The sequence below is a fragment of the Mesorhizobium sp. P2_E10 genome, from assembly GCF_056404235.1.
This window is the reverse complement of the sequence record NZ_JBFUEK010000003.1, coordinates 16800-36728: the sequence shown is the minus strand read 5'-3', so window position 1 is coordinate 36728 and position 19929 is coordinate 16800. Positions and strand designations below refer to the sequence as shown.

Annotated in this window: 13 protein-coding genes and 1 pseudogene; 8 read left to right on the top strand and 6 right to left on the bottom strand. The window is 62.1% G+C overall.

Going from position 1 to position 19929, the window contains the following annotated elements:
• Positions 1–88: 88 nt before the first annotated feature.
• Positions 89–568, top strand: coding sequence for a class I SAM-dependent methyltransferase (locus tag AC1D0N_RS09245; RefSeq protein ID WP_477243991.1), 480 nt, complete (start codon positions 89–91; stop codon positions 566–568).
• A gap of 57 nt (positions 569–625) precedes the next feature.
• Here AC1D0N_RS09245 and AC1D0N_RS09240 read toward each other — a convergent pair whose 3' ends face one another.
• Complete coding sequence (locus AC1D0N_RS09240; RefSeq protein ID WP_477243156.1) at positions 626–2041, bottom strand: DUF5939 domain-containing protein; 1416 nt, start codon at positions 2039–2041, stop codon at positions 626–628.
• A 161-nt stretch (positions 2042–2202) separates the two neighbouring features.
• Between AC1D0N_RS09240 and AC1D0N_RS09235 the strand changes: the two genes are divergently transcribed.
• The 3 genes from AC1D0N_RS09235 (at position 2203) to AC1D0N_RS09225 (ending at position 5023) form a co-directional block, all read left to right on the top strand.
• The gene (locus AC1D0N_RS09235; protein WP_477243155.1) at positions 2203–3057 is read left to right on the top strand and encodes a hypothetical protein; all 855 of its coding nucleotides are present in this window, start codon (positions 2203–2205) and stop codon (positions 3055–3057) included.
• A 74-nt stretch (positions 3058–3131) separates the two neighbouring features.
• Positions 3132–3644, top strand: a complete 513-nt coding sequence (locus tag AC1D0N_RS09230) for a GNAT family N-acetyltransferase (protein WP_477243154.1) — start codon at positions 3132–3134, stop codon at positions 3642–3644.
• Positions 3644–5023, top strand: a complete 1380-nt coding sequence (locus tag AC1D0N_RS09225; protein ID WP_477243153.1) for a hypothetical protein — start codon at positions 3644–3646, stop codon at positions 5021–5023. Before AC1D0N_RS09230 ends, AC1D0N_RS09225 begins: the two co-directional genes overlap by 1 nt.
• Positions 5024–5039: 16 nt before the next feature.
• Here AC1D0N_RS09225 and AC1D0N_RS09220 read toward each other — a convergent pair whose 3' ends face one another.
• Positions 5040–6806 carry an adenylate/guanylate cyclase domain-containing protein gene (locus tag AC1D0N_RS09220; RefSeq protein WP_477243152.1) on the bottom strand — a complete coding sequence of 589 codons (1767 nt, stop codon included), beginning with the start codon at positions 6804–6806 and terminating at the stop codon, positions 5040–5042.
• Positions 6807–7046: 240 nt separating this feature from the next.
• Between AC1D0N_RS09220 and AC1D0N_RS09215 the strand changes: the two genes are divergently transcribed.
• Positions 7047–10346: an ATP-binding protein gene (locus AC1D0N_RS09215; protein WP_477243151.1), complete on the top strand. Its 3300-nt coding sequence runs from the start codon at positions 7047–7049 to the stop codon at positions 10344–10346.
• A gap of 19 nt (positions 10347–10365) precedes the next feature.
• Positions 10366–11046: a redoxin domain-containing protein gene (locus tag AC1D0N_RS09210; RefSeq protein ID WP_477243150.1), complete on the top strand. Its 681-nt coding sequence runs from the start codon at positions 10366–10368 to the stop codon at positions 11044–11046.
• A 26-nt stretch (positions 11047–11072) separates the two neighbouring features.
• Here AC1D0N_RS09210 and AC1D0N_RS09205 read toward each other — a convergent pair whose 3' ends face one another.
• From AC1D0N_RS09205 to AC1D0N_RS09195, 3 genes are all read right to left on the bottom strand, one after another.
• The gene (locus AC1D0N_RS09205) at positions 11073–12518 is read right to left on the bottom strand and encodes a DUF5939 domain-containing protein (protein ID WP_477243149.1); all 1446 of its coding nucleotides are present in this window, start codon (positions 12516–12518) and stop codon (positions 11073–11075) included.
• Positions 12519–12691: 173 nt separating this feature from the next.
• On the bottom strand, positions 12692–15658 hold the full coding sequence (locus tag AC1D0N_RS09200; protein ID WP_477243148.1) for a trifunctional glycosyltransferase/class I SAM-dependent methyltransferase/polysaccharide deacetylase: 2967 nt from the start codon (positions 15656–15658) through the stop codon (positions 12692–12694).
• Positions 15659–15664: 6 nt separating this feature from the next.
• Positions 15665–15868 (bottom strand): glycosyltransferase, encoded by a 204-nt coding sequence (locus tag AC1D0N_RS09195; RefSeq protein WP_477243147.1) that lies wholly within the window; start codon positions 15866–15868, stop codon positions 15665–15667.
• A gap of 491 nt (positions 15869–16359) precedes the next feature.
• On the opposite strand from AC1D0N_RS09195, the gene AC1D0N_RS09190 reads away from it, so the two are divergent.
• Positions 16360–18579 (top strand): mechanosensitive ion channel family protein, encoded by a 2220-nt coding sequence (locus tag AC1D0N_RS09190; protein WP_477243146.1) that lies wholly within the window; start codon positions 16360–16362, stop codon positions 18577–18579.
• A gap of 281 nt (positions 18580–18860) precedes the next feature.
• On the opposite strand, the gene AC1D0N_RS09185 is transcribed toward AC1D0N_RS09190, so the two are convergent.
• Positions 18861–19304, bottom strand: a complete 444-nt coding sequence (locus AC1D0N_RS09185) for an aldo/keto reductase (protein WP_477243990.1) — start codon at positions 19302–19304, stop codon at positions 18861–18863.
• Here AC1D0N_RS09185 and AC1D0N_RS09180 point away from each other — a divergent pair.
• A pseudogene (locus AC1D0N_RS09180) lies at positions 19245–19924 on the top strand (aldo/keto reductase); the annotation flags it as partial. The gene AC1D0N_RS09185 and the pseudogene AC1D0N_RS09180 sit on opposite strands and share 60 nt — an antisense overlap.
• Positions 19925–19929 lie beyond the last annotated feature (5 nt).

The window sequence follows — 19929 nt, the reverse complement described above, 5'->3', positions numbered from 1 at the left end:
GCCGGTTGCGTTATTGCAGGGTTCGTCGTTCGCCTCTATATGCGGCAAGCCTCGACCGGGGCTGCTGGTTCAGGACATACAATCGCATATGAGTCGCCTCGATAATTTCATCAGCAGGATGACCGCACAGCGCGACATTCTCAATCAAATCTGCCCCGAGGTGGCGAAGATGGAGGGGCTTGTGCTTGAGCTCGGCCTCGGCAATGGCCGGACGTTCCACCATCTGCGCGAGCGTCTGCCCGGACGCCGGATAGTGGTGTTCGACCGTGAAGTTGGCGCACACGCCAGCTCAATTCCCGACGCTGAAAACCTCGTGCTCGGCGAAATACGCGAGACGGCGGTCAGGTTCATCGGCATCGACGCCGCTCTTGTTCATGCCGACATCGGCACTGGCTATGACGATCGCGATGCAGTGACCGCTACCTGGCTTCCCGATCTGATTGCGCGCCTGCTTCGCGTCGGCGGCTTCGCGGTCAGCGGCACACCGCTCGATCACCCGCAGTTGCAACGCCTCCCGCCGCCGACTTCGGAGCCCGCCGATCGTTATTTCCTCTGCAGGCGCGTGTAAGGGGCGGAGACGGCCCAAATCTTCAGGAGCCTAGGTCGTCTCTTCGGGGCCGAGTCTTCAGGGGATCGTATAGACTGCTATCTCCCGCTCAATGCCGCGCAGCGAGACTTCGTGAGGCACGGGCGTCAGTGCGTTCCTGCGCAACAGATCGGCGGTGAGATTGTCGTCGACCACCGCACGAGTGGCGAAGATCGCCTGTGCAGTGGCAAGGTTCTGGACCCGCGAAGCAATGTTGACCGTCTGGCCGAAATAGTCCTGCCGCTCGTTCATAGACACGGCGATGCAGGGGCCGGCATGGACTCCGATCTTGAGCAGCAGATCCTCGCGCCCGCTCTTGTCGTTGAGCGCACGCATGGCATCGCGCATCCTGAGGGCCGCAGCCATCGCACGATCAGGTGTCGCGAAGGTCGCCATCACCGCATCACCGATCGTCTTCACCACCGCGCCTGCCTCCGCCGCGACGATCTCGTGCAGAACCTGGAAATGCTCGCGCACGAGATCGAAGGCTGAAAGGTCGCCCACCCGCTCGTAAAGCGCGGTCGATCCGCGCAGGTCGGTGAACAGGAAGGTCAGGCTGGTGATCTTAAGGCGCTGGTTGATGTCGAGCGTATCCGTGCGATAAAGATCGCGGAACGTCTGGTTGGTGAGCAGGCGCTTAGCGGTCAGGAAGGGCCGGCGTTTGCCCAGCAAATCATGCAATGCTTGGCCGGCGATGAAGACCGTCGGCAGCACGCGGGTGTCGGTCCTGTTTTCCAGCGAAATGCGCAACGGGCCGGGTTGCATCTCCAGCGTCTGGTTCTGGACATGGTCGCGGTCGAAGACCAGAGAGAGGCTTCGGCGCTCCTTTGTTGGTTCGCCCTTCACGTCTATGAACTGCGCTGAATGGGTGACCGGCTCGAAGACAATGATGAATTCGGACGGAAGCTGTATGGGCAGAACCGCCTTTTCACCGGGCGCAAGCTCGATATCCTCCAGCGAGAACGCTTCGATCGTTTTCGCGAAATCCTCGTCCGGCAGATCGACCCCGGACGCCCAGTAGATCTGGCGGAAATATTCCACCATCGGCAGTTCGTGTGGATTGTGGGCGGCAATCCTGCGCACCCGGGGACTGACGGTGAATGTCACCTCGACCATCTCGTCGAGGGTCGGCGAATAGCCCTGGGAGCACAGCGCGCAGGTGTATTCGTCCTTCTGCAGGGTTTTCAGCGTGGCGTTGGTGTCGAGCACGCCGCCACAGCCGGGGCACAGAACATTCCAGGAAATGTCGAAGATGCCCACCCGCGCCGCATGGAGAAAGGCTCCAATGGCGCGCTCCTCGTCGAGGCCATGCTTGCTGGCGAAGGCTGGCGCATTGATGCGGCAAAGTTCGCGGTCATTGCCCTCCGCGATGGTTCGCCTGATCGCGTCGATTGCCTGTGGGTCGACGTCGGTCGATTGCCGCAGAAGCGAGAACAGATCCTGAGCTTCGTTCATTGGGCAGGCTCCGGAAAATGCGCCCCCGAGGCGTGTTAACCGGACCGGTCTTCGGTCCGAGCGCCCCATCTTACGTCGAAACGGACCGTACGGCCATTCGAATGGACAAGCCTGGTGACAGGTCAATTTCCATTCGGCGGATTCGGAACTATGATGGGTCTATGGGGCATTCATCTTTGGGGCTTTCTCCCACGCCGACATCCGACAACCCGCCGTTTCCCGCAGCCCTGCGGCTTTTCTCGGTGGGGGTCATCATCGTCCTGATCGTAGGCGCCGGCCTGTTTTTCGCGCCTGCGCTGGTCAAGCCGCGCTGGCCTTGGCCCGTCACGCCATTCAGTGCCCGCTTCCTCGGCGGCTTCTACACTGCCGAAATGGCGGTGATGGCGGCGCTCTTGTTCTGGAACCGCTGGTCGCCCGGCAGGCTGGTGCTCGTCATGGCCTTCATCTTCACCGTCATGGTGTCGGCGGTTTCGTTGATCAATCTCGGCTATTTCAACTTCGAGCGAAAAGCGACCTGGCTCTGGTTCCTGGTCTATCTTGCCTCGGCCGCGGTATCCGGGCTGTTCCTGTGGCGGGCCAGGGCCCATCCTTCAGCAAAAGGCGTGACCCTAAACCCCGCATGGCGCGGCTACATGTTGGCGGAAACGGCGATCCTTGGGCTCTATGGCTTCGGCATGTTGCTGTTTCCCCTGATGGTCAGCAGCACTTGGCCATGGCCGGTCGATCCCTTTCACGCCCAGGTCTACAGCGCCATCTTCCTCGCCGGCGCTGGCGGCGTGTATCTCGTCTGGAAAAGCGCGCCGCGCGAGGAGTTGCTGGTGCTCGGCCTGGCGCAGTTTCTGGTTGGCCTGCTTGCCATCCTTGGCCTCGTCATCACCGACGCTGCAGTGCACCGGATCGACTGGACGGCGACCGGGACATTGTGCTGGCTCGCCCTTTTCGGCTGGATCGGCATCAGCGGCGCCTTCAAGCTCTACGCCGCCTCCCGGCATTTTAGCGCGCAATCGGCGGCATAGTCTGCAGAGACGGCTGGATTTTCAGGTGATGTCCGGTGCATCGTGCCGGGCCGATTGCGTTCGCCGGGAAAGCCATGACCTCGCCATCCGAGAAAATCCAGCCGCAACTCCGGGCCGTCCGGCCAAGCGATGCGGAGGCGCTTTGCGCTATCTTCAACATGCCGGGCTTCCGCTGGGGGACGCTCAGGATGCCGTTCGAGATGGTGGAGCAGGTGGAGCGGCGCATCGCCAAATCCGGCCAGGAGACCACTTGGATCGTTGCCGAGCTGGACGGCAAGGTGGTCGGCCATGGCAGCCTGGTCGTGCAGGGTTCGCCGCGCCGTTCGCATATAGGCGAGATCAATATCGGCCTTGACGATGCCTTTGTTGGCAAAGGCATCGGCTCTGCCATACTTGGCGCGCTGCTTGAGGTGGCCGACAATTGGCGCGCCCTGAAGCGGGTCGAATTGACCGTCTATGCCGACAATGAACCGGCCATCCGCCTCTACACCAGCCACGGCTTCGAGATCGAAGGCCGGCATTTGAAGGCCGGTTTTACCGACGGGCAGTATCACGACCTCCTGACCATGGCACGGCTGCGGTTCTGATGACCGCCGACTTTGCCCCGACCCCTGCGCCTCCGGTGGAAATTCTGGCTGTGCTGTCGCTGCTCTGCCCGGAAGTCGTGCGTGATATCAAGCAGAACTGGAATGCACCGGTTTCCGAATACGCGCGCCATCTGTGGCGGCCGGTGGCAAGGCCTGCATCGGGGCCGGCGATCGCTGCCCGCTCGATCCTGCGCGACGTTCTGCATCAGCGCCTTGGTTTGATCATACAGCCCGAAGAGATCGGCAAGGCCCTCGACGAATTCGAGCACAGACCGGTGATCCAGTCCGGCTTGCACTGCCTGCTTTTGATGGATCGTATCACCTTCGATGCGCTGCTGCTTGCCTGGCTCGGCGCGGTTGAAAACGGGCTATCGGCCTTCTTCGGCTTCATGGGGGCGACGATGACCATGGAGACTATCGGCCGGGAGGGGCCGGGATGGCTCGATGTCGGCGACGACAAGGTCAACCTGTTTGGCATGGGGCGCCACAAACTGTGCCGCAAAAGCGTCTGCGCGGCCGGTCCCGTCACCCTCAACAAACGCGCACTCGAAGCGGTGGGCGACGAAACGGACACCAGCCGCTGGCTGGGTACACTGCTCGCCAGCCAGGACAAGGTGTTTGCAACCGCCGCCGATGCGCTGACAGCCCTCAACCAGGATTTGGTTGCCGATTGGGATCGTTCCGGCATGGCCCGGCCGGTCTTCATCGACGATAGGCTCGCCGCTTCTGCCATGGCGCGGCATCTGGACGATGACGGCAGCCTTCTTTCCAGGCTGCTCCTTGAGCCCGCCAGGCGCCAGCGTCTCGACCATGCCTTGCAAGAGGCCGCGTTGGGCCCATTCGGCAGATTCCTGCCCAATGCCACGACCTATTTCTGGGGCGTCCGCGAGGAGCGCGTGCGCAAGCTCGCCCTGGAGAACGGGCAACTGATCGAGCCTGACAGGCCGCATGGTGTTTCCATCCCGTTCGAGCGGCCGCATCTCAGGCAGGCGCTGCTGGACGGCGTGCTGCTGCCGGACTTGTTCCTGACGTTCCTCGTCCTTGCCATATTGCCGCGGGTGCGGGTTGTGGGCGGCCTGAGACAGGTTGGCTATGTAGCGCTTTTCCACTCGATCCTGCTGTCTGCGCTGGACGAAAGCGCGCCCGAAGAGCGCGATCTGGCTGCGGAGTTGCAGGTTCGGGAAAATGCCTGGGGCATGCGGGTCATCGATGAAAAGATCTCGGTCCGCGAGCAGCTTGCCGGCCTGCCGGAAGGAGCGCTCTTCCCAGACCTGCTTAGGCAATACCGTTTGCGGACATTTGCCGACACGACCGAGGATCTGAAACTGGTTCGCGAAAACGCCCGATGGCGCAAGATCGGCCGGGCCTCCGGCGTCTGATCCGGCCGTCACCCTGTCATGGCACCAGACCGGCCTTGCGGAGCCCTTCGACCATGAGGTCGAAATCGGCAGGGTTCTTGTAAGGCAAGACTTTGCGACGGTATTCCAGCGAATAGTCGGGATTGACGCGAAGCAAGTCCTGCCATGCCGCGCGGGCCTCCTCCAAACGGCCCAGATGGCCGTAGCAGGCAGCCAGAAGCGCGCGCGAGACGTCGGTGACAGCGTTGCGAGCCAGCCGTTGCAGCAAGAGGTCAACGGCCTCTTCGTACCGTCCCAGTTGAAACGACGCCAAGGCCTGGAAGTGCAGAAGCACATCGGGAAAGTATGGGTTCAAGGTCTTTCCTCGGGCGAAACTCTCGAGGGCCTCCTCGGGTCTGCCCGAATAATACAGCACCTCGCCGCGGCAGACATGCCCTTCGGCGAAGTTCGGATTGAGGACCAGTGCGCGCTCGACCTCGTCGATGGCCCCATCGTGTCGCCTTGTGTACAGCTTGGCCGTCGCCAGCGCCCAGTGCGCCCAGGGATCGCTGTCATCCAACGTTACCGCTCGCGCTGCGGCCTCTTCCGCTTGCGCCATCGATTCCGACGCACCCCACCTGTTGAGGTAATCGAGTCCGTGCGTGAGGGCGAGGAAAGCGTGGGCCGCGGCAAATTTGGGGTCCAGTTCGATGGCCCGATGCAGGAGCTCGCGGGCCGCGACGTTCGTGTCCTTCGTCAGCCGATGCCACAGCTCCCGGCCGCGCAGGAAACAGTCATACGCCTCCGGGCTGCGCGGGTGCTCGGGCGCCAGCCGCAGACGGTCATCCTCGGTCAGATTGAGCGCCAGCGCACCGACGATCTGCTGCGTCACGTCGTCCTGCACGGCGAATATGTCGGTCAGGTCGCGATCGAACCGCTCCGCCCAAAGATGACCGCCCGAACCTGCATCGATGAGCTGCGCGGTGATGCGAACCCTGTTCCCCGACTTGCGTACGCTGCCCTCAAGCACATACCGCACGCCGAGTTTCGTGCCCACCTCCTGCACATGGACGTTCTGGCCCTTGAAGGTGAACGACGAATTGCGAGCGATGACGAAGAGCTGCGACAGCTTGGACAGCGCCGTGATGATGTCTTCGGAAATGCCATCGGCGAAGTAGTCTTGTTCCGCGTCACCGCTCATATTGGCGAACGGCAGGACGGCGATCGACAGCTTCGGCGGCACTGCGGCCGCCGGCCGGCCGGCGGCGGTTTCCGAGGTCGCGGTCGCCTTGGCCCCGGCGCTGCCGACTTGCAGCGAATAGACCCGGATCGGCTCGGCGATGTTCTTGAGCTGCGTGCTGCCGAGATCGCTGACCGAGAGGTCGAGCCTCGCCTTGACCTGGCGATACGCATCCTCGGACAGGCAGATGGTGCCGGGCGCCGCGACGCCCTCCAAACGCGAGGCGATGTTGACGCCGTCGCCCATCAGGTCGCCGTCGCTTTCCTCGACCACATCCCCCAGATGGATGCCGATCCTGAACTCGATGCGGCGCTCCTGCGGCACACCGGCATTGCGCTCTACCATGCCGTTCTGAACCTCAACGGCGCAGCGCACCGCATCCACGACGCTGCGAAACTCAACCAGCGCCCCATCCCCGGTGCGCTTGATCACCCGCCCGTTGTGCACCGCGATGATCGGATCGATCAGGTCGCTGCGCAGTGCCCGCAACCTCGCCAAGGTACGATCTTCGTCGGCGCTCGCGAGCCGGCTGTATCCGACCACATCTGCAGCCAGGATTGCGGCCAGCTTGCGATTCTCGCTCATGGGTTCGTCTCCTCATCTCCACGATAGCAGGAAGACGGAAGGGTAAGAGGGAATTTTCGCAAACGACGGCCACGCAGCCGCCCGAATCGGCAGCGCTTTGCCCCAGGACCCACGGATCGCTTGACGCCCATTTGCGCTGCCGCTTGCTGGTCGACGGCTATCGGTTCATCCTTGTGATTACCCTGGCCGTGAAGGCGTAGCGAAATCACGCCGTCACGGCCCCTAGTGAGGTCTTGTTCTATGGACTGCTCGGGCTGCGGTTTCGAGGTTGAGAGCGGCTTCGCCTTCTGTCCAAGGTGTGGCAGGCGCCAGCCCGTGCAATGCGCCAGTTGCGGCTATGCCTGCGCACCTGATTTCGAGTTCTGTCCGAAATGCGGGGCAAGCCTCGGTGCGCCCGCAAAGGCCGTCGAACGGCCTGCTCCGACACCAAGCCGGGCCATTGTGCCGCCTTCTCGAACTCCGTCGCTGCTTGCGAACATCGAAAGCGAGGAAGGGCTGCATCCCGTCTCTGACGCCGATCGCCGGACGGTAACGGTCCTGTTCGCCGACCTTTGCGGCTTCACGACGCTCAGCGAGCAGCTCGACCCCGAGGTCATGCAAACGCTGCAGAACGAACTGTTCAAGGAACTGACGGCGGCCGTGCGAAACTTCGGTGGTTTCGTCGACAAATTCATCGGCGATGCGCTGCTGGCATTGTTCGGTGCGCCGGTCGCGCATGAGGACGATCCGGAACGTGCGCTTCGCGCCGCTCTCGACATGATCGCCCGGACGGCGCGGCTCGGCGAAAGCGCCCCCCACTCCGGCTCGCCTCTGCTGCTCCATATCGGCATAAACACCGGTCCCGTCGTTACCGGTGGATTGGGCATCGGCACCGCCAAATCCTATTCGGTGACCGGCGACACAGTGAATACGGCGCAACGCCTGCAATCGCTGGCCGCGCCGGGCGAGGTGCTGGTAGGCGAGCTCACGCACAGGCTGACCCGGCATGCGTTCTCCTACGAGTCGATGGGTGATGTCGTGCTTCGCGGCAAGGCTGGCAGTGTGCTCGTCCATCGACTGGATGCACCACTGGCGGCGCCCCGTGCAGCGCGTGGGCTCGAGGCGCTCGGCCTCAGCGCGCCGATAATAGGTCGTGGTGCGGAGCTCAACAGAATGCTGGCCAGCCTTGACCAAGCATGCGGCGGCTCGGCCCAACTTGTCCACCTCGTCGGCGAAGCCGGTATCGGGAAGTCGCGGCTGGTGAAGGAGTTCGTCGCCCGCGTCGGCGACGAGGATCGTTTTCGCAACGTCGCCGTGCGGCAGGCCACGTGCTCACCGCTGGGCGAACAATCCTTCGGCGCCTTGGGCGCGGTGGTGCGCAGCGCTGCCGGGATGATGCAAAACGACAGTGGGGACGAAATGCGGGCGAAGCTCGCGGCCTTGCTTACCGATCTCGGCCTGCAGGGCGACGAGGCGAAGCGGCTGATGCCCTTGCTCTACCATGTGCTTGGCCTTGGCGACCCCGATGCCACCTTGCAGCATGTCGAGCCCGAACAGTTGCGGCGGCAAATTCTCTACGCGGTCCGCACAATCATCGAACGGCGGCTTGCGCTGTCGCCTTTGTTGATTGTCGTCGAAGACCTGCACTGGGCCGACGCCGTGTCGCTCGAGGCACTGCGTTTCGTGATGGACAGGTTGGAACGCACGCGCTTGATGTTGCTGGTCACGCATCGTCCGGCGCCCGACAACGGCCAGCTCGACTCAAGTCGGGTCAGTCACACAGCGCTCAGGCTTTCGCCACTCAACAGTGATGACGGACGCAGCCTGCTGGCGGCGCTTTTCGGCGAGAGCTGGGTAAACTCCGCAGGCGGGCTTGTCGACCAGATCCTCGAGCGCGCGGGCGGCAACCCGCTTTTTATCGAGGAGATCGTTCGCGGCCTTATCGATCGCGGTGTACTGGTGCGCGAGGGCCAGCGATGGCGAACTGTGACAGGCGAAGTCGCAACCGGCATTCCCGCCACTATCCAGGCAATGTTGCTTGCTCGCGTCGACCGGCTGCCCCAGGAGGTGCGCCGGTTGGCCCAGGAAGCCGCGGTAATCGGCCCGCGCTTCGATGCCACACTTTTGAAAACCGTGACAGCCGACCCCGGTCGCCTGGAGGCCGGCTGCGAACTGCTTTGCGACGCGGAAATCATCGAGGAGGTTGCCGGATCAGGCTCGGTCTCGTCGCAAAGCTACCGCTTTACGCAAACATTGCTGCAGGACGTAATCTACCAGAACCTGCTCCTGCAGCGCCGGACCGACATCCACGGGCGGGTCGGTTCTGCCTTGGAGCAACTGTGCGGCGACAAGCCGGAACGGCTCGAGGATTTGACCGTGCTCGGTCATCATTTCGCACTGAGCGCCGAGCGCGAGAAGGGCGCGCATTACCTGCAGGCGGCGGGCGATCGCGCTCGCATGATATACGCCAACGACGACGCCCTTCGTTTCTACGAGCGAGCACTGACTGCGTTGGACGCGATCGGGCAAACACCGCTCAAACTGGCAATTGCAGAGCGCATTGCCGATTTGAGCGGCCCGGCAGGCCGCCGCGAGATCGCGCACCACCACTACGAGACGGTGTTGCAGGCGTACCGCGCGTCAGCCGATCGTGTCGCTGCGGCGCGCGTTTTGCGTAAGATCGGTCGGCTGCTCTGGGACGTCGGCAAGCGGGACAACGCAGAATCCCGCTATGCTGAAGCGGCGGCGCTCCTCGATGGAGCGGATGCTCCGGTCGAGCAAGCGCATCTGTGGCAAGAACGTGGCCGACAGGCGTTCCGTAGCGGAGATCACGCTCTCGCGGCAAAATGGGCAGACGCGGCGCTGGATTGCGTAGGTGCTCTGACAGCCGAGCATATCTCCGAGGTGGGGCGTGATGCCACTCTCGTGACCGCCGAGGCACTCAATACCAAGGCTGTCGCGTTGGCTCGCCTTGGGCGAAACCATGAAGCCGTGCGTCAGGTTGAGCGTAGCATTGAATTGGCGGAAGCCGCCGGTCTACCGGGCGCGGCCTGCCGCGGCTACACCAATCTCGGCGTGCTTTACACGACCATCGATCCGGCGCAGGCGATGGATGTCTGCCGGCGCGGTCTTGAAGTGGCGCGCCGTATCGGTGATCTGGGCTTCCAGGCGCGCCTTCTCGTCAATCTGGCGGTCGCTTGTTGTACTTTCACGGATCGCTGTCCAACGGAGGGCGTGCCTGCCGCCGAGAAGGCCATCGAGATCGACCGCGCGCTCGACCAGCGCGAGCACCTGGCGGTGCCGTTGATCGTGCTTGGGCAGATCCACCAGTGCAACGGCCGTCCGGACCTGGCGGTTGGCTTGTTCCAAGAAGCACTGGACGTAGCCCGCGAAACGGGCGAACCCCAACTGCTGTTTCCGTGCTATGATGGTCTTGCAACGCTCAATCTCGACCTAGACAATCTGGCCGAGGCCGAACGCTACTTTTCCCTGGCGCAGGGTATATGCGCCCAGCACGGGCTCGACCCGGAAGGGCTTGTGGTGCTGCCGTTTCTTGACTAGCCGGGGTTGGAGGTTGGAAATGTCCGCGCGTAGTGACTTGTTGCCGCTTCAACCGGGCGACCGGGCACCGAACGTGGTCCTCGACGCCATTACCCAGGAAGGCAAGATCGCGCTTGACGACTTTCGCGGACAAAAGCCGGTGCTGGTCGGCCTGTTTCGAGGTCTGCATTGTGCGTTTTGCCGGCGCCATATCGCCGCCCAGGCGCGGCTTGATCCGGAGCTCCGCGAAAGGGGCGTGGGGAGTCTGACTGTGGTCAACACGCCGATCGAACGGGCGCGTCTCTATTTCCGCTACCACCCGATGCCGAACCTGCTGGCGGCCTCGGACCCGGAACGCGCTTCACATCGTGCTTTTGGGCTGCCCAATCTCGAATTCACCGAGAACGAGACGAACTGGCCGTACAAGGTAGCGATGGCAGCGGCACAGGATATGCGGGTCGACATACCTGGCGAATTGCCCGGTCCCATGGATCCTATGACAGCCGCCGCAATCCTCGACAAGAAGGACCACTACGAACTGACCGAAGCCGACGAGCAGATGATGGCAACGGGACACGGACAACTGGTTGGTCAGTTCCTGCTGGACCGGCAGGGGATCGTCCGCTGGAGCTTCACCGAGGTTCCAGAGGGTGGGCGATACATGTTTGGCGCGCCAAACCCGAAGGAGCTGATGTCAGCCGTATCCCAAGTCGCCCAATAGACTTGTGAACGAGGCAAACAGGCGGTCTATCCTCGCATGATGCGATAGACAATTGCATCGCCCTCTACACCTCGAAGCGGCGCATCAAACGCGACGACGCTTCGGCCCGCAAGCAAGTCACTCACGCCGGGCGCGCAATAGAGCGCCTCGGAGATGCAGACCTGCCCGGCTTCCGCCAGCGACTGCACGCGTGCGGCGACATTCACGGTCTGGCCGAAATAGTCGAGGTTGTCGTTGAGTGTGACGGCAATCGATGGACCGCAGTGAGCACCCATCTTCAGAATAATCCCCGGCCTGACATGACCGCCGTTGAAGCGATCGATCTCTTCGAAAATGTGCAGGGCGGCCGAGATTGCGTCCGATGGCCGCGAGAATACTGCCATCACCGCATCTCCGATCGTCTTCACGACAGCACCGGAATGCTGGTGGACCGCCGCATTGAGAAGAGCGAAATGCTCGCGGACCAAAGCATAGGCGTTGAGATCACCAAGGCGCTCATACATGGCGGTGGAACCCTTGAGGTCCGTGAACAGGAAGGTGATCTGCCGGATGCCGAGTCCCTCCTTCTCGTCGACACGCTCGGAACGGAAGAGGTGTCGGAAGGTTTGCCGCGCAAGCAGCGCCCCGCCGGAAACGTATGGGTCGAAATCGAGCGTCGGTTTGGTGGTCAGCGCGACAAGCTCGGGCGGCCAGTTTATGAGAAGCAAGGCGCCACGACCGGGTCCGGTGTTCGCAACCTCAATGACAACCGGACCGGGCGGCACAGCCGGCAACGACGGCAAGAAGCGCTTGCCGTCATAGCTGATCCTGAGAAATGTCGGCGCCGACACCGGATCACCTGAGATAGGTACAGCGAAGGCCGCCTGTGTCTCAACGTTGACGCCCGACAGGGCGCCGGGACCGAGGTCTGCGCGCAGCATTGTTGTGGTGCCCGGCGGCAGAAACGTCATGCCGCGGACGAAGCCGCGCAGAACGTCGAGAAAGCGAACGTCTTGCCCCGGCAGCCGCCCGTCATGTCCGAAGTGGAGCTTCCAGTGAAAATCCTCGACGGAGAGCGTTTGGGGCTCGTGAAACGGAAGGCGCCGCAGATGGGGCGACACGGAGAAGGAGACCTCGATGAAGTCGTCGAGGTCGGTATCGCCCGATACGTCGCACAGGCCACAGACGTAGTGCGTCTGCAGCGTGCGCAGGGCGCCGAAACTGTTGAGCACCATCCCGGACTGGGGACAGAGCACGTCCCAGCTCATATCGAACAGGCCGCAGCGGGCCGCGTAAAGGAAGAGGTCGATTGCTTCAGGCTCGGCGATTGCGCGGTCGCGGGCGAAGGCCAGCGGATTGACACGATAGAGCGCCTGGTCGTCGCCGCTCCTGATGAGCGTTTCGAATTTTGAGATAACGCGCGGGCTCCATGCGCGCGCTTGCTCGATCTCGGTCATCTTGCTTTCGAGAAGACGATCGTCGACCACCATCATGCCGAAATCCCCAGTTTCCCTAGCGGCAGCCTACTAGAAATCCTGCCCGATGCGAATGGATGGAACCCTCCGTGTGTCTCAGGACTTAGGCGGCGCGCACGGGGCTGTGCGCTTAGGCTACGGCGCGTCTCGTCGATTGTATCTTGCGCATTGTGAGCGGGACACTGACACGTTCAGCGTTCATCGAGCACGGCCTCGATAGTGGCAACAAAGTCATCGAGCGAGCGGTCGCCGCGAATCTCGATGCGCGGAAGGTCGATGGGATCGCTATCGTGGTCCGCCGGCCCGTGTTTGCGGCCGAAGCCCACTCGATAGCCGCACTCCCGGGCCAGACGGCCGAGCCGTCGGTCGGTGACAGAGAAGGGCGCCGCGAACGCGGTGGTTGGCCGACCAGTCCACCGTTCGATGAACAGACGGGAGCGCAGGAGCTCGGCGGCCAGGTCAGCACTCGACAGACCATCGATCGCGCGATGCGTTGCCATATGGCTACCGAAGAACGCACCTTCGGCCGCGAGGCGTCGCACCGTCCCGGCGTCCATAAGCTGCGCCGGCGGACCGCTGTAAGCGTCCCATCCTGCAGTTTCACCCACGAGGTCCGTCACCAGGAACACTTCCGCGGTCAGGTCGTTGGCGCGCAAGATCGGCCAGGCGTGGTCGGCGAAATTCTGGAAGCCATCGTCGAAGGTGATGACCACCGGGCGGCCAGCGAAAGGCTGACGGTTGGCGATAAACCCCTCCAGCTGCTCGGACCCAATCGCGTGAAAGCCATTGGCGCGCAGCCAGGCCATCTGGCTGGCGAATGCGGCGGGCGTGAGCCGAAAACGGGCAAGCGCGGCCGGACCATCATCGGCGACGCTGTGATACATGAGGACAGGGATACGCTGCCGCCGCTCGTTACGCGCGACTTCGCGGCGCAAGGCCCGCGCCCCGCCCCAGATGATATTTCGCGCGACCCCGATTTCGATGGGCGCGCGGATTGGCACATGATCAATCACCGGCTCCGTCGCCTCGTCGTCCGGTGACAGGCGGCGGAAGCGGTCTATGCGATAGAGCTCGGTCTGGATCGATTGCTCCAAGACGAGGCCTTCGGTCGCTGCCAGCGCCTCTGAGATCGCTTGGGCACCGAATGTGTTCCAGTCGAAGCCCGTCCTTTCAACATTGTCACGCAGCACGAATGCGTGTGCGCTGATGAAACTGCCGCCAGGCGTCAACGCCTCAGCGAATTTTTTGGTGATGCGCCGCAACTCGGCGAGATCATCCAGATAGTAGAGCACTTCCGAACAAAAGATCAGATCCATCTCACCCGGCAGCGTGTCCGCGGCGAAATCCAGCACGCCGAACTCAATGTTAGGCTGATCGCTGCATCGCGCACAGGCCCGCTCGATGGCTACGGCGGAGATGTCGGTTGCGGTCAAATGGCTCACACGCGGTGCCAGCTGCCGCGTGAAGTGGCCCTCCGCGCAGGCCAGCTCAAGCGCCCGTCCGATGGGACCGGCAGGCAGGATTTCGAGCTGCCGCTGATATTTTTCCTGCTCATAGAGCGAGCCGTAGTTCCACGGATCCTCGGTCGCGAAATAGCTGTTCCAGAACGCCGTGCGATCATTCCTATCCGCGGCCCGTGCTCGGCGCCGCGCTGCAGGAGGCTGTGCTGGTTCGGCGCTCGACCGAACCAGCTCCCGCGCTTCAGCGGCCAATTGGGCGAGTTTGCCGAAGTGACCGTCCGGATCGGACCGGCGTTCGGCTGTGGACAACAATGCCTCGGCTGCAAGCGTGTTTGACGTGTCGGCACCGGTGCCCTCTTGCGGTAGAGGCGATCGTCTCGCAAGCCTTGCGGGACTGTCTGAAAGCCGCTCAGGCGGCACGACATCCAGAATCAATTCGATCCAATGATCCGTTGTCACTGTCCCGACTACGCCGAACTGCACGACAGCCTCGATCTGGCCATCCATCATCAGGTAGGCATAGATTTGATCGATTCCTTCCGGAAGTTCGATCGAGGTCGGATTTCGAGCGTCGACGCGAAGTCCAAGTGTCCGCGCCAGCCTACGCGGCGCGGCAAGATCGTCGGCCTCGAGAAGCATCTGCTCAAGGTGATACTGGACGCGGCGAGCCGCTGCGGGATTGTCCCAGACCTTGCCGAGTTCGATGATCAACTCGGTGATGGCGCCGCCGAACCTGTCCCAGCTGGCAGCCAATTGCGCTGGCACCGACAGGCTTCCTGCCATAAGGCCATCGACGGCCACCTTGGCGATCTCACGCGCCCACTTACGTCCTGCCGGGAGCGCGCGCAGGGACTGCGGGTCGATCGAGCGCGAGCCGCAGCCGCAATCCGACGCGGCGTTCCACAACGCGAACCACGCGAGTGCTTCGGTAGCGGTGCCGCCGTTCGCCGAAATCGCTCCATTGGCGTGCGCTGACGCCGGGTGTTTGACCCTGGCATCAGCAGAAAAGCCGCGGGCGATCACGATTTCCGCATCTACCAGCATCTGCGTTGAATTGCGGGAGAGTGCATTGGGGCTGGCCCGATAGAAAGCGAGCGGCTCGTCGACCAGCACCCAATTTTTGCCCAGACGTGCGAGGCGCTGCCACAGATCCCAGTCCTCGCAGGTGCGCAGCGACACATCGAAACCGCCCAACTCGACAATTGTCTCCCGGTCGACCAGCAGTGCGTGCGTGCGGATGGCACACCGGCGGGCGAGCGTTTCGAAGGGCCGGATCGCAACCTCCGTTGAGATGCTCGACGGGGTGAGGTCGCCATCGGGCATCACGCGCCGAGAACCGCAATAGGCGGCCACTGCATCGGGAGCGGTTTTCAGCGCGGCAAGCATTTTCGCAAGGAAGCTGGCATCCACCCAATCGTCCGCATCCAGAAACATGAGCCAGTGGCCGCGCGCTGTCGAAATCCCGCTATTGCGCGCGCCGGCTGCGCTATGCGCGCAAGAGCTCAACGTCCGAAATCGGGCATCGCGCTCCACATAACCGGCGATGATCGCGGGGGTGCGGTCCGTGGAGGCGTCGTCGACGATGATCGCCTCCCAATCCACAATTTCCTGATCGAGAAGGCAATTGAGTGCGCGCGCCAGCGTTACCTCCGCGTTGCGCGCAGGGACCACGATTGAAACCAAGGGACTATGCGCCACGCCGTCTTACCCGCGCCTGGTTCGAAGATAGAACAAGATCCGTTGATCCGTCACAATCGACGCCGATCCGTCCGTCGACCCATCGTCCACCACGACTACATCCAGTACCTGATAGGTCTGCCTGCGGATGCTGGCAAGCGTTGCGCCGATGGTTTGCTCGGCATTGAACATCGGTACCACACCGCCTGCGGTATCATTGTCCTGGATCATCGAGCTTTCGTTCTCTTCGGCAAGAGTCGGCGAATGTCGAAAAACGGATGACGGCATCGGATGGCAGCACTGCCCTGTCAAGAACGGGGCGAATTAGAGGCAGGCAAAAAAGACTTGAAGACAGGCTGAATGGCAAGCGCTGATGCCCTCGTAGCATTGGCCTGGGATTCCGGTGCCGGGCGTTCTGCGCCCTGCATCACGGATGCCTAGTCCATAGAGCGGCTGGAGGCCTAGGCCAAGGCCGGAATCCCCTGCCCCCGGCGGCTAAATAAACACCGCCAACGCCAAGGTGCCCTGCCCAACGGTCTAGCTAGGAACGATGACGTCTTGCACCACAAGATCGGCTTGTTCAAGGTAGGAGCAACGATGGACATAGATGTCGTTGCCCGCCGATTTGACCGGAAGGTTATAGCACGATGCCACGCATGATTCGACGATTGGGAGCCAGGAACGGGGCGCGTCCGGCACGCCGGCTCGGAGATCTGACTGCGATGTTTGTCCTGATTGCCAGGCCGCTCGTCTTTGGTTTCGCCCTTTTGTTGGCTGGTCAGGCACAGGCGCAGGCGCCGGCAACCGTCCCGCCTGAAAGGGTCAAACAGCTGTTCGAGCTTCTCGACGATCCGTCGGTGAAGGCCTGGGTGGCCGAACAACGAAATCAGAACGCCGGATCAACGCCTGCCGAGACGGGAGCTTCGCCGACCGACGTATCGTCCGACGCTGCGGCCGCACCCGGCCAGATGAATACGATGGCGTCCTCGACGCTCGATCGGGTCAGGCATCATATCGAACGGATCGTGCGGACCTTGCCCCTGCTGCCAGGCCAGTTCGCGCGCGTTCGGGCAGAGACCATGCAGGATATGTCCAGCAAGGGGCCCGTCAGCGTATTGATCCTAATTGCGATGTTCATCGCTGCCGGCCTGGCGCTCACTTGGGCGACGTACAAAGTCACCCGCCCATTTCGTCTTTGGGTTATCGCGCAGTCGAAGGATACACCCATCGGGCGAGCCAAGAAGATTGGTGGTCGCGCGCTTTATTCCAGCATGCTCATCGTCTCGTTTGCACTGGGCAGCGCCGGCGCGTTCATGCTGTTCGACTGGCCAATGCTTATCCGCGAGATTGTACTGACATTTCTGATGGCGGCAGTCGTTACATGGGGTGTGCGCCTGTACGTCATGGCCACGCTCGTCCCTTCCTTCATGAACGTCAAGAACGCCGTCGAGGTTCGTGCTTTGCCTATCTCCAACGAAGTGGCTGACCATTGGTCCTATTGGCTACCCCGGATCGTCGGCGTCTTCGCCTTCTTTGGCGCCGCGTTCATCCTCTTGCCGGGGCTCGGCATCGATCAGGACGGAATGATGGTCCTTTCACTGGGCGCCGATTTCGTGCTGCTGGTGCTCTTGCTGCTTGCCATCTGGCGTCGGCCAAGAATGCAGCGAGACGGTGCGCGCCACAGCGGTCACATGGAAGCGACATGGTTGTTGACTGCTTATTTCGTCACCCTGTTCCTGCAGCGCATCGGCGGCCTTTATACGTACTTCTGGTTTACCTTCGCCGCATTCTTCCTGCCTTTGGCAGTCGTGCTGACGCAGCGCGGGGTTAATTTCGTCCTGCGGCCGGGTTCGGAAGATGCCGGCCGGCCTACGATCCCGGCGGTGACGATCGCCGTCATCGATCGCGCAATCCGAATGATTTTCATCCTGGCGGCGGCTTACTTTCTCGCGCGTGTGTGGGGTCTGAACATGCAATCCATGCGCGACAGCGATACGACGACGACATTCATATTGCGCGGCTTGATCAATGTGGTCGTCATTGCCCTCGCAGCCGATTTCGGCTGGTCGATCATCAAGGCTTTGATCGAGCGAAAACTGGGCATCGAAACACCGCACCCTGTGATCAGCGAGGAGGAGGTCCCGATCCTCGATCCGCAACAGGCGCGGCTGCACACGCTGTTGCCGATCCTCCAGAACATTCTGCTTGCATCGATCATCGTGATGGCGGTGTTGATGATGCTCGCCTCGCTGGGTATCCAGATCGGCCCGCTGATCGCCGGCGCCGGCGTCGTCGGCGTCGCGGTGGGCTTTGGCGCACAGACCATCGTCAAGGACATCATTTCGGGCGTGTTTTTTCTGCTCGATGATGCGTTTCGGGTCGGCGAATATATTTCCTCGGGCAATTACAAGGGTACCGTGGAAAGCTTTTCGCTGCGCTCGGTGAAGCTGCGCCACCATCGTGGTCCGCTGTTCACGATACCGTTCGGTGAACTCGGGGCAGTCCAGAACCAAAGCCGTGACTGGGTCATCGACAAATTCAACATCACCGTCGGCTATGACACCGATATCGACTTCGCCCGTAAGCTGATCAAGCGGATCGGCCTCGAACTGGCGGAAGATCCCGAGTTCAAAAACTGGGTGCTCGACCCGATCAAGATGCAGGGCGTACAGGAATTCGGCGAGTACGGCATCGTATTGAGGGTCAAGGCCATGACCAGACCCGGAGGCGCCTTCGGCATGAAACGCAAATTCTATGTGCGCCTGCGCCAGGTCTTCAAGGAGCAGGGCATCGAACTGCCATTTCCGACTGTCCACGTCCAAGGGCTACAGAACCCACATGATGCAGAGAATGCGCCATTGGAGATCACACCCGAGTTGCAAATGGCGGTCGCGCAGTCGCACACCAATCGGCGGAGAAAAAAAGCTGGCACAACGGAGTAGGAAAGCTGTGACACCGCCGGTCACAGCGCGGCTTTTCGCAGGGCCAAAAAAATCAATGACTTGGGTAGTCGATAATTTGTGGCCAAGCATGGCAAGGATTTCAGTATGGGCGCTTTGGTGCTTGCCGCCCGCTGGATTGCCGAAAACCGCGTCGGCCAGTTAAAGACCAACTAGGCTCACGACCAACCAATTACGTTCGCAAGCGATAGCTCCAAAGGAGCTTCAGGCGGCGCGAAAGTGCGATTCTTCCGGTCCGCCTCATCCATCTTTCAGGTCGTTTGTCACGTTGCGGGAACGGGTGCGCCGAGCTCGATGAGCCCCTCTCCCTTGAGATCGACCCAGAGAGCCGGGAGAATATCCTCTCTGAGATAGCCCAGGTTTTGCGTCAGTTCCTCGACCGACCGCGCGGCCGGGATGACGCTCGAAACGGCGGGATGCCCCAGCGGGAATTGCAAGGCTGCCGCGGGCAGTGAAACATTGTGGCGGGCGCAGATCACCTCGATGCGCCGCACACGCTCCAGCACTGGTTCCGGCGCCAGCCGGGTGTTGAAGGTCGCGCCCTTGACCGCTCCTGTCGCCAGGATGCCGGAATTGTAGGGACCACCGATGATGATCCTGGTGCCGCGCTGCTCGCACAGTGGCAGCAAGGTCGCCAGCGGACCGACTGGATCGACCGCAGCCTCAGATATCTCGAGGCCGACACGCTCGATCTCGTGCAACTGCATTGCCCGCTGACAGACCTCTACTACCACCCGGAAGTGTTCGAGCGGCTCGACCGCCTCGTGGAGCAAGGCAAGATCCGCAACTACGGCGTCAGCGTCGAGCGCGTCGAAGAGGCGCTGAAGGCGATGCAATATCCCGGCGTCGTCAGCGTCCAGATCATCTTCAATGCCTTCCGGCAGCGCCCGGCTGAATTGTTCTTCGATCTCGCGAAGAAGAACAATGTGGCGGTCATCGCCCGTGTCCCGCTGGCGAGCGGATTGCTGTCGGGCAAGTTCAAGTCCGAGACCAAATTCGAGGACAGTGACCACCGCAAATTCAACCGCAACGGCGAGGCCTTCGACGTCGGCGAGACTTTCTCGGGCGTGCCTTACGAAGTCGGGCTGGCTGTGGTCGAACGCATCCGGCCACTCGTTTCGGGCGACACGACGATGGCGAAGTTGCCCTGCGCTGGATCCTGATGTTCGACGCGGTCACGGTGGTCATCCCGGGCGCGCGCAATCCCGCGCAGGCCATCGCCAATGCCGAAGCCGCGGAGCTTGCGCCGCTGTCCGTCGAACTCATGGGCAATATCCGGGATATCTACGACCAGGACATCAAGCCCTACGTGCACCAGCGCTGGTGATCAAA

What these genes read in the sequence shown, in the direction of transcription:
- AC1D0N_RS09185 (WP_477243990.1), bottom strand. Translation starts at nt 19,304, where the DNA reads ATGCAGTTGCACGAGATCGAGCGTGTCGGCCTCGAGATATCTGAGGCT.
- AC1D0N_RS09215 (WP_477243151.1), top strand. Translation starts at nt 7,047, where the DNA reads ATGGACTGCTCGGGCTGCGGTTTCGAGGTTGAGAGCGGCTTCGCCTTC.
- AC1D0N_RS09195 (WP_477243147.1), bottom strand. Translation starts at nt 15,868, where the DNA reads ATGATCCAGGACAATGATACCGCAGGCGGTGTGGTACCGATGTTCAAT.
- AC1D0N_RS09230 (WP_477243154.1), top strand. Translation starts at nt 3,132, where the DNA reads ATGACCTCGCCATCCGAGAAAATCCAGCCGCAACTCCGGGCCGTCCGG.
- AC1D0N_RS09220 (WP_477243152.1), bottom strand. Translation starts at nt 6,806, where the DNA reads ATGAGCGAGAATCGCAAGCTGGCCGCAATCCTGGCTGCAGATGTGGTC.
- AC1D0N_RS09205 (WP_477243149.1), bottom strand. Translation starts at nt 12,518, where the DNA reads ATGATGGTGGTCGACGATCGTCTTCTCGAAAGCAAGATGACCGAGATC.
- AC1D0N_RS09190 (WP_477243146.1), top strand. Translation starts at nt 16,360, where the DNA reads ATGTTTGTCCTGATTGCCAGGCCGCTCGTCTTTGGTTTCGCCCTTTTG.
- AC1D0N_RS09235 (WP_477243155.1), top strand. Translation starts at nt 2,203, where the DNA reads ATGGGGCATTCATCTTTGGGGCTTTCTCCCACGCCGACATCCGACAAC.
- AC1D0N_RS09225 (WP_477243153.1), top strand. Translation starts at nt 3,644, where the DNA reads ATGACCGCCGACTTTGCCCCGACCCCTGCGCCTCCGGTGGAAATTCTG.
- AC1D0N_RS09245 (WP_477243991.1), top strand. Translation starts at nt 89, where the DNA reads ATGAGTCGCCTCGATAATTTCATCAGCAGGATGACCGCACAGCGCGAC.
- AC1D0N_RS09240 (WP_477243156.1), bottom strand. Translation starts at nt 2,041, where the DNA reads ATGAACGAAGCTCAGGATCTGTTCTCGCTTCTGCGGCAATCGACCGAC.
- AC1D0N_RS09210 (WP_477243150.1), top strand. Translation starts at nt 10,366, where the DNA reads ATGTCCGCGCGTAGTGACTTGTTGCCGCTTCAACCGGGCGACCGGGCA.